Origin of the sequence: Cryptosporangium minutisporangium, assembly GCF_039536245.1 — a bacterium.
In the GTDB taxonomy this organism is placed as follows: domain Bacteria; phylum Actinomycetota; class Actinomycetes; order Mycobacteriales; family Cryptosporangiaceae; genus Cryptosporangium; species Cryptosporangium minutisporangium.
The window spans coordinates 60,121-71,871 of sequence record NZ_BAAAYN010000034.1 but is presented as its reverse complement, the minus strand read 5'-3'; the positions used below and the strand labels follow the sequence as shown (position 1 = coordinate 71,871).

Genomic DNA, 11,751 nt, shown 5'->3' with positions numbered 1-11,751 from the left:
ACTACTACGCGACGTTCGACAACACCCGCGTCGGCGTGCTGCAGGGCACGTACCTCGTCAACGCGCTCGGGCTCAAATCGGGCGGCGGGCCGTTCACGATCGAACTGTTCGCGGGCGCGGCCGACGACAACAACTCGAAGCTCTTCTTCGACGGCGCGATGAGCGTGCTCCAGCCCTACCTCACCGACGGACGCCTCGTGGTGCGCAGCGGCCAGACGTCGTTCGAGGAAGTGACCACCCGGCGCTGGAGCGCCGCGGTGGCGAAGACCCGGCTGACCCGCCTGCTGGACGAGCACTACGCGTCGGCGCGCCTGAACGCGATCCTGTCGCCGAACGACGACCTCACCCGCGGCCTCCTCGAGGCGGTGCAGGCCGCCGGGTACCGCGGCTCGACGCTCCCGAAGGTCACCGGTCAGGACGCCGAGCTGGCGTCGGTGCGACTGATCGCCTCCGGGGAGCAGGGAAGCACGGTGTTCAAGGACACCCGCGAACTGGCCAAGGTCGCCGCGCAGATGGCGCACGCGGTGCTCACCGATCAGAAGCCCGAGGTCAACGACACCGCGCAGTACCACAACGGCGTCAAGGTGGTGCCGACCTACCTGCTCCAACCGGTCGCCGTGGACAAGTCGAACCTGCAGCAGGTCCTCGTCGAGAGCGGGTACTACAGCGCGGAGCAGGTCGCGAGCTGAGCCCGGCGGGTACCGGGCCCAGCGTCGCGAACGTCAGGTCAGCGTGCGGCTCTTCACCACGTCCGCGTACCAGCGGGCGCTGTCCTTCGGCGTCCGCTCGAGCGTGTCGTAGTCGACGCGGACGATGCCGAAGCGCTTCGAGTAGCCGTAGGACCACTCGAAGTTGTCCAGCAGCGACCAGAGGAAGTAGCCCCGCACGTCGACGCCTTTGTCCCGCACGTTGAGCACGGCCTGCAGGTGACGCCGCACGTAGTCGGTGCGGTCGGCGTCGTGCACCTGCCCGTTCTCCACGACGTCCGGGAACGCCGCTCCGTTCTCGGTCACCATCAGCGGCTGACCGGGGTACCGCTCGTGGAGCTCGGTGAGCAGCTCCTCGAGGCCCTGCGGGTCGATGTTCCAGCCCATGTCGGTGTGCGGCGGGTCGGTGGGGAGGAACTCGACGTCGTCCGCGCCGGGCCAGGCGGTCGCCGTCGACTTCCCGTGCCCGTCGGCGCGCAGGCGCTCGCCGGTCCCGTCCCAGAGTTGCACCCGGTTGGTGCTGTAGTAGTTGACGCCGAGGACGTCGACCGGCTGGCGGATGGTCTCCAGGTCACCGTCCCGGACGAACGACCAGTCGGTGATCCCGCTGGTCAGCTCCAGGACGTCGGCCGGGTAGCTACCCTCCAGCATCGGGCCGAGGAAGACGCCGTTGGCCAGCGCTTCCACCTGGCGGCGCGCCGCCTCGCCGCTCTGGCCGACGGGCCGGAAGACGTGCAGGTTGAGCGTCACCGAGAACTGTGCGTCCGACCGCACGACCTGACGGAGCTCCTGCAGCGCCAGGCCGTGCGCGAGGTTGAGGTGGTGCACGGCGGCGAGGGCGGCGGCCGGCTCGGTCCGCCCCGGGGCGTGAACGCCGGAGCTGTAGCCGAGGTAGGCCGAGCACCACGGTTCGTTCAGCGTGGTCCAGGTGTGCACCCGGTCGCCGAGCGCCTCGCCGACGACCCGGGCGTAGACCGCGAACGCCTCGGCGGTGGCGCGGTTCGTCCAGCCGCCTTCGTCCTCGAGCGCCTGCGGAAGGTCCCAGTGGTAGAGCGTGGCGACCGGCCGGATGTTCCGGGCCAGGAGCCCGTCGACGAGCCGGGAGTAGAAGTCCAGGCCGGGGGCGTTCACCGTGCCCCGTCCGGTCGGGATCACCCGGGGCCAGGCGATCGAGAACCGGTAGGCGTCGAGGCCGAGCTCGGCCATCAGGTCGAGGTCGGCCTCCAGCCGGTGGTAGTGGTCGTCGGCGACGTCACCGGTGTCGCCGTTGAGGGTCTTGCCGGGCGTGTGGCTGAAGGTGTCCCAGATCGATGGACCGCGGCCGTCCTCGTTCACCGCGCCCTCGATCTGATACGACGCGGTGGCCGAGCCGAACACGAAATCAGCGGGGAAATGCATGCGGGTCCTCGCTCTCCTGCTGTGATAGCGCTTTCACAGCTTCGCATCCGATGGGCCCTCCCGCACACCCCGGGGGCCGAAAGCGCAGATTCCGCCCGGTTGCACTCCACCAGGCGCCCTGTCGTCGAGCGGTCGTGTCGATGGGGATGGCCGACCGCTCGGAAAGGCGTGGTCGTCCGGTGGCGCCGCTGGTTGGCGCAAATTCCGTGCCGGCGCGCCGCGTGGTTGGCGCTCTCTCCGGGCGGAGGGAGGCGTGATTGTCGCCCTCTACGGGCACCGCATGCGTGGTTGTCGCCCTTTCCGGGGGTGAAGGCGAGATGGGTGTCGCGCCGTCCGCGTATCAGTGGGGTGGTTGTCGTGGATTCCGGGCTATGGCACGGGAGGCGCGACACCCATCTCGACGAGCACCCGGAAACGGCGACAGCCAGCTCGTGTCTGTGCTGCCTGCGTGCGATGCGTGGCCGCCGCGCGGGGCCTCATCGCTGGGCCGGAGTACGGCTGGTCAGCGCCGGATCCAGTGGCTGACCGCGAGTCGGCCGGTGTTGCCGAGGTCAACCGAGAACGTCAGTGTGTGGGTGGCCTGTCCGGCCGCCGGGGCGACGCGCAGGTAGGCGCCGTTCACGACGGTCTCGCCGACGGTGGTCAGGTTCCGCCAGAGCAGCGAGGCGCCGACCGACTCACCCGGCGCGACGACGATCCGCTCGGGCGGCCCCGCAAAGCTCTCCAGCCGGTGTACGTGCTCGGTGCCGTGCAGGACCTTGGCCGGGAGCGTCCGCCGGTCGGCGTCGAGGACCTCGATCACCGGGTAGCCCTGGACGGTGTACGGGTCGGTGCCGCAGTTGCGCAGCGTGAGGCCCACGGCGCGGAGCCCCATCGCGGCGCTGACCTCGCCGACGGTCACCTCGACGCCGGGTTCGAGGCAGGTGGGTCCGAGCGACCCGGTGGCGGACGGCGACGGCGACGCGGCGCGCGGGGCCGCGTCGTCCGCCGCCGGCCGCAGCACGTCCGGTGGCGCGGAACCGGTGCCGCAGGCCGCGAGCAGCAGCAGGGTCAGCAGAAGTACTCGGGCCCTCACCGCGTCGATGATGCAGCATCCGCGCTTGACCGGAAGTCGAGTAGAGGTTGCAGGGTGAGGACATGACCTTCACTTCGGACGAGCGCCACTACCTCGCCGCCCAGCATCGCGGGCATCTGGCCACGGCCGGCCCGGGCGGAGCACCGCAGGTCAAACCTGTCGCCTACTTCTGGAACGCGGAGACCGAGACGATCGACGTCGGCGGCCCGAAGCTGTCCCGCTCGCAGAAGTCCCGCAACGTCCGGACCGATCCGCGGGTCAGTTTTGTGGTGGACGACGAAGCGCCCACCCCGGTCGGCCCCGGCGGACAGCGCGGCCGTGGCCTGGAGATCCGCGGTACCGCGGTCCTGCTCACGCTGGACGATCCGCTGCTGCCCGGGTTCAGCGCGGAGGTGCTGCGGATCCGGCCGCGGCGGATCGTCGCCTGGAACATCGACGGCCCGGGCGCGAACATCCGGGACGTGACTCCGCCGACCACCGAGGCCCGCCCCCGCCCTTGACGATCGGCCTCATTCCTGACGACCCGACGCAGGTGAGGACGGATCGCGGCCGAGGAAGCGGAGGAGCCGCTCGCCGGGGGGCGCGTCCGGCTGGGACGGCAGGTAGGTGCCGTACATCCCGGTGGGGCGTAGTGCGGCGTCGAGCGGCTCGAGCTCGGCGAGCAGCGGTGCGGCCAGTGCGTCGGGAATCGGGAACAGGCGGCCGGTGGCGGTCGCCAGGTCCCAGCCGTGGACGAGCAGCTCCAGGCTGGCCTGTCCCAGCCCGACGTCGACCGGGAGGTCGCCGGCCGGTGTGCTGATCGTGGTGGCGGGGTCGGCGGCCGCGAGCGTGTCGAGGAACTCGGCCCGGGCGGTCGCCCACGCCTCGGCCGGGTGGTCGCCCGCGAGGATCGCCGGATCGTCGCTCGGCGGCTCGGGGCGTCGCCCGGTCGTCAGCATGGTGCGAATCATCGCGAGGCCACCGATCACGTGGCCGACCACCGCGGCCGCGGTCCAGCCGGCGCACGGTGACGGAGCGTTCCAGCGGTCGGCCGGGGTCTCGCGGACGACCGCGTCGAATCGATCGAGGGCCTGGGTCACGCGTTCGGTTCCGCTGGTCATTCCTGGCCTCCCTCGGCCGGTCGGAGGTGGCGGACGCATCGCCACGCCGCGTCGGCGAGCGGGGGCGCGACCGCGTGCGGTGGGTCGGCGGCGCGGCCGGACAGCCAGCCCCGCGCGTACTCCTTGGTCGGGCCCATCCAGAGCGCGACCAGGACGGCGATCGGCGTCGCGGCCGCGTCCGGGCTGCTGGATCCCGTCAGCCAGTGGGTGACCTCCCGGAAGAACTCCGGGCCCGACACCGGGGAGCCAGGCCGTTCCGCCGGTGGGTCGACCTCGAAGCGCAGCAGGACGCGTGCGGCGGCGGGGTGGGCCTCCGTCCAGCGGAGGAAGTGCCCGACCACCCCGCGGACACCGGCCTCGTGGCCGTCCGCGCTGCGGAGGACGTCGAGGGCTTCGGCCTGGTAGTGCCCGAGCCACTTGTCGAGGACGGCGCTGACCAGGGCGGGCTTCCCGGCGGGGAAGTGGTGGTACAGGCTGCCGACGCTCGCGCCCGCGGCCACCCGGATGTCGTCGGCGGACACCGCCACCACGCCCCGCTCGTCGATCAGCACCAACGCGGCGTCGAGCAGGCGGGCGCGTGTGTCCCGGGCCATCGGTCCTCCCTGGCGTTCTAGAGGGTTCCTCTAGAGGATTTCTCTAGAAGGTACCGCACGCCGTGGCGGGCCGCGCGGAGGTGTGCCCTAGGATGCGGGACCGACCTGGCCCCGACCCGGAGGTCTGACCACCGATGGTCAGCATCAGCCCGTGGTTCTTCGTCGCGTGTGTGGCGGTGTTCGTCGGCGTCCTCGCGCTCGGGCTCGTGGTGCGCTCCCGCCGACCACCCTTCCCACCGGGCCCGGGACCAGAGCCCGGGCCGCACCCAGGGCCACCACTCGGGCCGCACCCGGGGTCGCAGCCCGGGCCGCCGCCTCGCGCCGGGTGGTCGACCGGCCGGCTCCTCCTGGTGGCCGCCGCGGCGTTCGTGCTGGTACTCGTCCTCGTCGGCGTCGTCGCGTTCGCCGCCTGGCGGTCACTGCCGCCCCGCTCGCAGGCCGAGCACCGGATCCAGACCGGAGCGGGCTCGATCCGGGAACTGGTGGTCAGCCCGCGCGGCGGCGAGTTCGCGGTGGCGACCGACCGGGGATCCGTGCAGATCCGCAGCGTCCGCGACGGCACGGCGCGGCTCCGGCTGGAGATCTCCACCAACGACGAGATCCACCTCGCGTACAGCGCCGACGGCTCGTTACTCGCGATCGGCGTGGACGAGGGGGTGTCCGTCCGCGACGTCGCGACCGGCCAGGAGCGCGTCCGGATCCCCCGAGCGGAGGGCGATGTCCACGCGGTGGCGTTGAGCGACGACGGCCGGCAGGTGGCCTTCTCCGACGAAACGCACTTCTGGATAGCCGACCTCGCCGAACCGAACACCCGCAGGCAACTGCGAGTCGGGCCGCCGCTGATCCTGCCCGTCTTCCTGGCGTTCGGACCGGCCGGCAGCTGGGTCGCCGGGTGGCAACAGCTGGCCGGCGCCGATCTGGAGCTGTTCGACCCGGCCACCAGCAAGACGATCCGCACGGTCGGGAACGCGGTCTCGACGGCGTCGTTCAGCCGCGACCGGCGGACGGTGCTGGTCCACGAGCGCGGCGGCATCGACCGGCTGGTCCGCTACGACACCGCGACCGGCGAGCAGATCGGTGAGCCGGTTCCGCACGACCCCTCGGGTACCCCGCCGATCGCGCTGCGCCCGGACGGCGGTCAGTTCGCCACGGCCGACGCCGGGGTCGGGGTGGAGATCTGGAACGCGGCCGACGGGCGACGCCTCGGTGAGCCGTTGACGTTCGGCGAGCCGCCGCTGCCGCTTCCGATCACCGCGCTGGCGTACTCGACCGACGGCCGCAGCCTGCTGGTGGCCTTCTTCGACCAGGTGGAGATCTTCGACGCGCCGTGAGCCGTCAGGAGTCGTCCACGCGCCGGGCGATCTGCTCGATCGCCGCGAGGTCCTCCGGCGCCAGCCGGTCGATGAAGTGGCGCCGCACCGACTCGACGTGGGCCGGTGCGGCGTTCTCCAGCTCGGTCAGACCTTGCTCGGTGAGGACCAGGAAGCAGCCCCTGCCGTCGGTCGGGTCGGGTTCGCGCCGCAGCAGCCCGCGTGCCTCCATCCGGGTGGCGTGGCGCGACAAGCGACTGCGTGACCAGCCCATCTTCTCAGCCTGGTCGCGCAGGGTGCTGGTGTGGCCGGGGCGCTCGGAGAGGGTGCTGAGCACCTCGTAGTCGGGCTCGGAGAGGCCGACCGCCGCCAGGTCCCGGGCCGTGCCGCTCTGGACGGTGACGACCAGGCGCAGGAACGCGCGCCAGGCGCGCTCCTCGTCCGGGTGCAACCAGCGGACCGGCCCGTCCGACGATTTCGTTGACATGTAATCAATCTAGCACCTAGGCTTCATTTCCATGTCAACGAAACCTGTTCGTGTCCTCGTGCTGGTGTGCAGCACCCGTCCCGGCGCGCTCGGCCCGGAGATCGGGGAGTGGTTGATCGAGGCGGTCGCGCCCGGAGCCGCCGAACTCGGCGTCGAGCTCGTTCCGGTCTCCCTCGGCGAGCTGGAACTGCCCTTCCTCGACGAGGAGGCGCACCCGTCGTCGGGCCGCTACGCGAACGAGCACACCCGGCGGTGGAGCGCGATCGTCGACGCCGTGGACGGGATCATCGCCGTCACGCCCGAGTACAACTACGGAATGCCGGCGAGCCTGAAGAACGCGCTGGACTACCTCGGCCGGGAGTGGGCGTGGAAGCCGATCGGCTTCGTCAGCTACGGGAACACCTCGGCCGGCACGCGCTCCGTGCAGCACGCCAAGCAGGTGGTCACCACGCTGCGCCTGGTGCCGCTCGGTGCGACGGTCGCGATCCGCATCGGTGACGCCGTCGAAAACGGACGGCTGCGACCGGACGCCGCCCGCGACGCCGCCGCGGTCGGCCTGCTCGGCGAGCTGGTCCGCGTCGCCCAGGCGCTGCGGCCGATGCGCGAACCCCTCCGGCCAGAGGCCGTCCCCGGGCCGTTACCGGGCTCCTACGCCCGGCCGCTGACCGCCCACGACGCCCCGGAGGTCACCGTTCTGCAGCGGTGCAGCTGGGTGGACGAGGCGATCGTCAACGACACGCTCACCGTGCCGGCGCTGCACGAGTCACCGGACGACGTGCAGGAGTGGTTGGCGCGCTGGCACACCACCGGCCTGTGGCTGGACGGTCGGTTGCTGGGTTCGGTGCGGGCCCGCCGGGTGGGCACCGACTGGCACATCGGCCGGCTCTGCGTCGTCCCCGATCGTCGTGGCCAGGGGATAGGCCGGTGGCTGCTGCGCGTCGCCGAAGCCGCCGCGGAGCCGGGCTGCCGCCGGATCCTGCTCTCCACCGGCGCGAAGAGCCTGCGGAACATCGACCTCTACCACAGCGAGGGATACCGGTCGGTGCCGTCCGCCGACGCCGCAACCGCCTCCCTCGCCAAGGACCTCCCCGAGTAGACGCTTCCTGCGAGTTTTCCCGTCGGTGTCGGCGTCCGTGCAGTTCGGCGACGGACGTCCGGAGGCGGCTCCCAGGAGCGGGCGCAGCATCCAGCGGGCTCCCAGGAAACGTCCAGGGTCCCGTCACCCGCGAGCGGAACCGTGCGCACATGCCCACTTCTCTTGCTCCGGCGGCGCGCCGATGATCGAGATCCGCGGTCTGACCAAACGATTCGGCCCGCGCGCCGCCGTCGACGACCTGACGTTCACGGTCCGGCCCGGACGCGTGACCGGCTTCCTCGGCCCGAACGGCGCCGGCAAGACCACGACGATGCGGATGATCCTCGGCCTCGACGCACCGACGGCCGGTACCGCGACCGTCGACGGCCGCCGCTACGTCGACCTACCCGCTCCGATGCGGACGATGGGCGCGCTGCTCGACGCCCGCGCGGTCCACCCGTCCCGCACCGCCCGGAGCCACCTGCGCTGCCTGGCCCGCAGCAACGGCCTGCCCGACGCCCGGGTGGACGAGGTGCTCCACGAGGTCGGGCTGACCGACGTCGCCGGGCAGCGGGCCGGGCGGTTCTCGCTCGGCATGAGCCAGCGGCTCGGCATCGCGGCGGCGCTGCTCGGCGATCCCGCCGTGCTGATGTTCGACGAGCCGGTGAACGGCCTGGACACCGAGGGCATCCGGTGGATCCGGGGGCTGATGCGGCGGCTGGCCGCCGAGGGCCGCACCGTGCTGGTGTCGAGCCACCTGATGAGCGAGATGGCGCTCACCGCCGACCACCTCGTCGTGATCGGCCGGGGCCGCCTGCTCGCCGACCGGCCGCTGCCGGACGTCGTGGAGCAGCTCGGCGAGCGGACGGTGCGGGTGCGGACCGCCGCGGCGCCGGAGCTGATCACCCGCCTGTCCGCGGACGGCGTCACGATCCGTTCCGACGCGGCCGACGGGCTGCTGGTGACCGGTCTGGACAGCGAGGAGATCGGCCGGATCGCGGCCGACGCGGGGATCGTGCTGGCCGAGCTGACGCCGCAGCGCGCGTCGCTCGAGGACGTGTTCGTGACGCTGACCAGCGACAGCGTCGAGTACGCCGGAGGGGTGTCGTGACCGTCGTCGACCATCGCTTGCCGCGCGTTTTCCATTCGGAGTGGACGAAGCTCGTCAGCCTCCGCTCCACCGCCTACACGCTGGCCTCGACCGCCGTGTGCGGTGTCGGGCTCGCGTTCCTGATCAGTGCCGGGCAGGCCACCGAGTACACGTCCGGGGACGCTGCCGCCCGCGCGGAGTTCGACCCGGCCATCGGCTTGCGCAGCATCCTGATCGCCCAGCTGACGCTCGGCGTCCTCGGTGTCCTGGTGGTCACCTCCGAGTGGAGCACCGGGATGATGCGCACGAGCCTCGTCGCGGTGCCGCGCCGCGGCGGGTTGCTCGCGGCCAAGGCCGGCGTGTTCGGCGGGGTCGCATTGATCGTCGGCGAGCTGGTCGGGTTCGTCGCGTTCCTCGTCGGGCAGCGGACGCTCGCCGACGGGGGCGCGCCGCACCTCGGGCTGGGCGAGCCGGGGGCGCTGCGCGCGGCCGCCGGCTACGGGCTGTATCTCGCGGCGATCGGCCTGCTGGGGGTGGCGCTGGGGACCCTGCTGCGCTCCACCGCGGGGGCGCTGGCCACGCTCGTCGGAGCCACGCTGCTGATCCCGGCGTTCACTCCGGCGCTGCCGACGGCGCTCGCGGACTTCCTGCAGACCTGGTGGCCGCCGACGGCCGGGCTCGGGATCCTGGCGGTGACCCCGGAGCCGCACGGGCTGGGGCCGTGGGCCGGGTTCGGGGTACTGCTGGGCTCGGTTGCGGTGGTGACCGCGATCGCGGCGGTCGTGTTCCGGCGTCGTGATGTCTAGCGCGGTGAACGTCCGGCCCCGCGCCCTGCCGTGGTGGGCACCCGCCCTGGGAGTGGGCACCGCAGCGGGGGCCGCGGGGATCGCCGCGATGGTCGCGGTGGCCACCGGAGCGCTGCTGCTGCTCGGCGTCGACGGAGCGGACCTGCCCCGGCTGGTGGCCCTGGTGGTGGCGGCCGCGCTGGGCGCGCCGGCCGCCACCGGCGGAACGGTCGACACCCCGTTCGTCCCGGTGAGCTTCGACCTGGAGGTCGCCGCGACACCGCTCGGCGTGTCGCTGGCCGGCGCGGTGGCGCTCGCCGCCACCGGAGCGCTGCTCGCGCGCGGCCCGGACGCGCTACTCCGGCGCGTNCCACCGGAGCGCTGCTCGCGCGCGGCCCGGACGCGCTACTCCGGCGCGTCCGGCCCGGCCGCGGTACCCGGCCCGGCCGCGGTACCCGGCCCGGGCAGCGGCCGTCGCGGCCGGCGGAGGCCGGTCTATTCGCCGGTGGCGCGGCCGCCGGGTTCCTGCTGCTGCTCGCGCCGGTGTTGACGCTGGGCAGCACCGGCTCCGCGGCGACCCCGCCGCTGACCGCCGGTGCGGTCCGGCCGGGTGACGTGTCCGGGCTGGTGGGGGCGCTGGGGGAGCCGCGTGCCGACGCGTCCACGACCTGGCTGCACGCCTGCCTCTGGCTCGCCGTCGTCCTGGCGGTGGTCGTGGTGGGGCGCCGGAGCCCTGCGGTGGTCACCGTGGCGGCGGTGTTCACGGCCACCGCGGCGCTCCTGACGTCGGCTGCGTCGGTGCTCGTCGCGCTCACCACCGGGCCCGCCGCCGCGGGCGTGGTGCTGCTCGGCGGCCCCAACGTGGTGTTCGTCGCGCTGACCCGCGGGCTCGGCGCCGACTGGCGGCTGGAGAACGGCGGCCTGCCCGACGGCGTCGGCTCGGCGCTGCGCGACCGGTTCGCCGACGGGGTGCCCTCGGCGGAGCGGGTGGGCGGCGCCACCGCGCTCGACCTGCCGGTGCCGCTGCTGACCGTCGGTGCAGCGGCGGTGCTGCTGCTCTGCGGTGTGCTCGTCGCGGTGCGAACGCAGACAACCCCGGCCAGGCCACTCCGATGTAGCGCCGAGCTCGGCGTCACCACCGCCATGGCGCTCTCCGTCGTCACGGTCCTCAGCCGGATGTCCCTCGACCTCGACCTGTCGCTCGGCGGGTTCTCCGCGCTCGAGGCCGGGGTCGCGCTGCGCGCGAGCGGTCCACGCACCGCGCTGCTCGGCCTGGTCTGGGGCGCCGCCGCCGGTGGACTGGGCGTCGTCCTCGTCGACGCGGCCCGTCGGCTGGCGGCCGTCCGTAGGGTCGATCCCGGGGAGGGGAGGAGATGACGGCGTGGCCGAGACCAGTTCATTGCTCGTCGTGGAGGACGAGCCGACGCTGCGGGAGCTGCTGGCCGCGAGCCTGCGGATCGCCGGGTTCGAGGTACGGGCGGCCGCGACCGGCGCCGAGGCGCTCGAACTCGGCCTGCGTGAGCGGCCGCACCTGATCGTCCTCGACGTCATGCTGCCCGACTTCGACGGGTACGAGGTGTTACGGCGACTGCGGGAACGGTCGTCGGTCGCGATCCCGGTGCTGTTCCTGACCGCTCGGGATGCGCCGGCGGACAAGCTCACCGGGCTGTCGCTCGGCGGCGACGACTACGTCACCAAGCCGTTCCAGCTGGAGGAGCTGATCGCCCGGATCAAGGTGATCCTCCGGCGGGCGCAGGGCCGGGTCGCCGACGGCACGCTGGTCGTGGGTGACCTCCACCTCGACGTGGACGCCCACCTGGTGACCAGGGGCGGGCAACCGGTGGAGCTGTCGCCGACCGAGTTCCGGCTGCTGCACTACCTGATGACCAACGCCGACCGCACGCTCGACAAGTCCCGCATCCTCACCGACGTCTGGCACTACGACTTCGGTGGCGACGCGGGCATCGTCGAGTCCTACGTCAGCTATCTCCGGCGCAAGATCGACCGGACCGAGCCGAAGCTCATCCACACCGTGCGCGGCATCGGGTACGTCCTGCGCCGGCCGCGGCCGTGCTGACCCGCCGGTCGTCGATCCGCCGGCCGGGGGGCCGCCGGTGGCGGGGCCCTCGGC

13 protein-coding genes are annotated in these 11,751 nt (G+C 72.9%); 8 read left to right on the top strand and 5 right to left on the bottom strand.

The genetic code is table 11. The features are described 5' to 3' along the window. A partial coding sequence (locus tag ABEB28_RS25510) for a substrate-binding domain-containing protein (protein ID WP_345730734.1) occupies positions 1-689 on the top strand: 689 nt, incomplete at its 5' end. Positions 690-722: 33 nt separating this feature from the next. Here ABEB28_RS25510 and ABEB28_RS25505 read toward each other — a convergent pair. Beyond that, complete coding sequence (locus tag ABEB28_RS25505; protein WP_345730733.1) at positions 723-2,105, bottom strand: GH1 family beta-glucosidase; 1,383 nt, start codon at positions 2,103-2,105, stop codon at positions 723-725. 502 nt (positions 2,106-2,607) lie between these two features. After that, on the bottom strand, positions 2,608-3,180 hold the full coding sequence (locus tag ABEB28_RS25500) for a DUF4232 domain-containing protein (protein ID WP_345730732.1): 573 nt from the start codon (positions 3,178-3,180) through the stop codon (positions 2,608-2,610). Positions 3,181-3,242: 62 nt separating this feature from the next. On the opposite strand from ABEB28_RS25500, the gene ABEB28_RS25495 reads away from it, so the two are divergent. Continuing rightward, positions 3,243-3,680, top strand: coding sequence for a PPOX class F420-dependent oxidoreductase (locus tag ABEB28_RS25495; RefSeq protein ID WP_345730731.1), 438 nt, complete (start codon positions 3,243-3,245; stop codon positions 3,678-3,680). A gap of 9 nt (positions 3,681-3,689) precedes the next feature. Here ABEB28_RS25495 and ABEB28_RS25490 read toward each other — a convergent pair whose 3' ends face one another. Then, a complete protein-coding gene (locus ABEB28_RS25490; protein WP_345730730.1) occupies positions 3,690-4,280 on the bottom strand; it encodes a TIGR03086 family metal-binding protein in 591 nt (196 codons plus the stop codon). Next, positions 4,277-4,873, bottom strand: coding sequence for a TetR/AcrR family transcriptional regulator (locus ABEB28_RS25485; RefSeq protein WP_345730729.1), 597 nt, complete (start codon positions 4,871-4,873; stop codon positions 4,277-4,279). The genes ABEB28_RS25490 and ABEB28_RS25485 overlap by 4 nt, the downstream gene beginning before the upstream one ends. Before the next feature lie 134 nt (positions 4,874-5,007). On the opposite strand from ABEB28_RS25485, the gene ABEB28_RS25480 reads away from it, so the two are divergent. Further along, complete coding sequence (locus ABEB28_RS25480; RefSeq protein WP_345730728.1) at positions 5,008-6,204, top strand: WD40 repeat domain-containing protein; 1,197 nt, start codon at positions 5,008-5,010, stop codon at positions 6,202-6,204. A 4-nt stretch (positions 6,205-6,208) separates the two neighbouring features. Here ABEB28_RS25480 and ABEB28_RS25475 read toward each other — a convergent pair whose 3' ends face one another. Continuing rightward, a complete protein-coding gene (locus tag ABEB28_RS25475; RefSeq protein WP_345730727.1) occupies positions 6,209-6,670 on the bottom strand; it encodes a MarR family winged helix-turn-helix transcriptional regulator in 462 nt (153 codons plus the stop codon). 31 nt (positions 6,671-6,701) lie between these two features. On the opposite strand from ABEB28_RS25475, the gene ABEB28_RS25470 reads away from it, so the two are divergent. The 5 genes from ABEB28_RS25470 to ABEB28_RS25450 all read left to right on the top strand — a co-directional run bounded on the left by ABEB28_RS25470 (position 6,702) and on the right by ABEB28_RS25450 (position 11,697). Then, positions 6,702-7,766 (top strand): GNAT family N-acetyltransferase, encoded by a 1,065-nt coding sequence (locus ABEB28_RS25470; RefSeq protein WP_345730726.1) that lies wholly within the window; start codon positions 6,702-6,704, stop codon positions 7,764-7,766. Positions 7,767-7,947: 181 nt separating this feature from the next. Further along, positions 7,948-8,856: an ABC transporter ATP-binding protein gene (locus ABEB28_RS25465; RefSeq protein ID WP_345730725.1), complete on the top strand. Its 909-nt coding sequence runs from the start codon at positions 7,948-7,950 to the stop codon at positions 8,854-8,856. Continuing rightward, on the top strand, positions 8,853-9,641 hold the full coding sequence (locus ABEB28_RS25460; protein ID WP_345730724.1) for an ABC transporter permease: 789 nt from the start codon (positions 8,853-8,855) through the stop codon (positions 9,639-9,641). The genes ABEB28_RS25465 and ABEB28_RS25460 overlap by 4 nt, the downstream gene beginning before the upstream one ends. Before the next feature lie 522 nt (positions 9,642-10,163). Beyond that, the gene (locus tag ABEB28_RS25455; RefSeq protein ID WP_345730723.1) at positions 10,164-10,997 is read left to right on the top strand and encodes a streptophobe family protein; all 834 of its coding nucleotides are present in this window, start codon (positions 10,164-10,166) and stop codon (positions 10,995-10,997) included. Between the two features lie 4 nt (positions 10,998-11,001). Beyond that, complete coding sequence (locus ABEB28_RS25450) at positions 11,002-11,697, top strand: response regulator transcription factor (RefSeq protein WP_345730722.1); 696 nt, start codon at positions 11,002-11,004, stop codon at positions 11,695-11,697. The last annotated feature ends 54 nt before the right edge of the window (positions 11,698-11,751 follow it).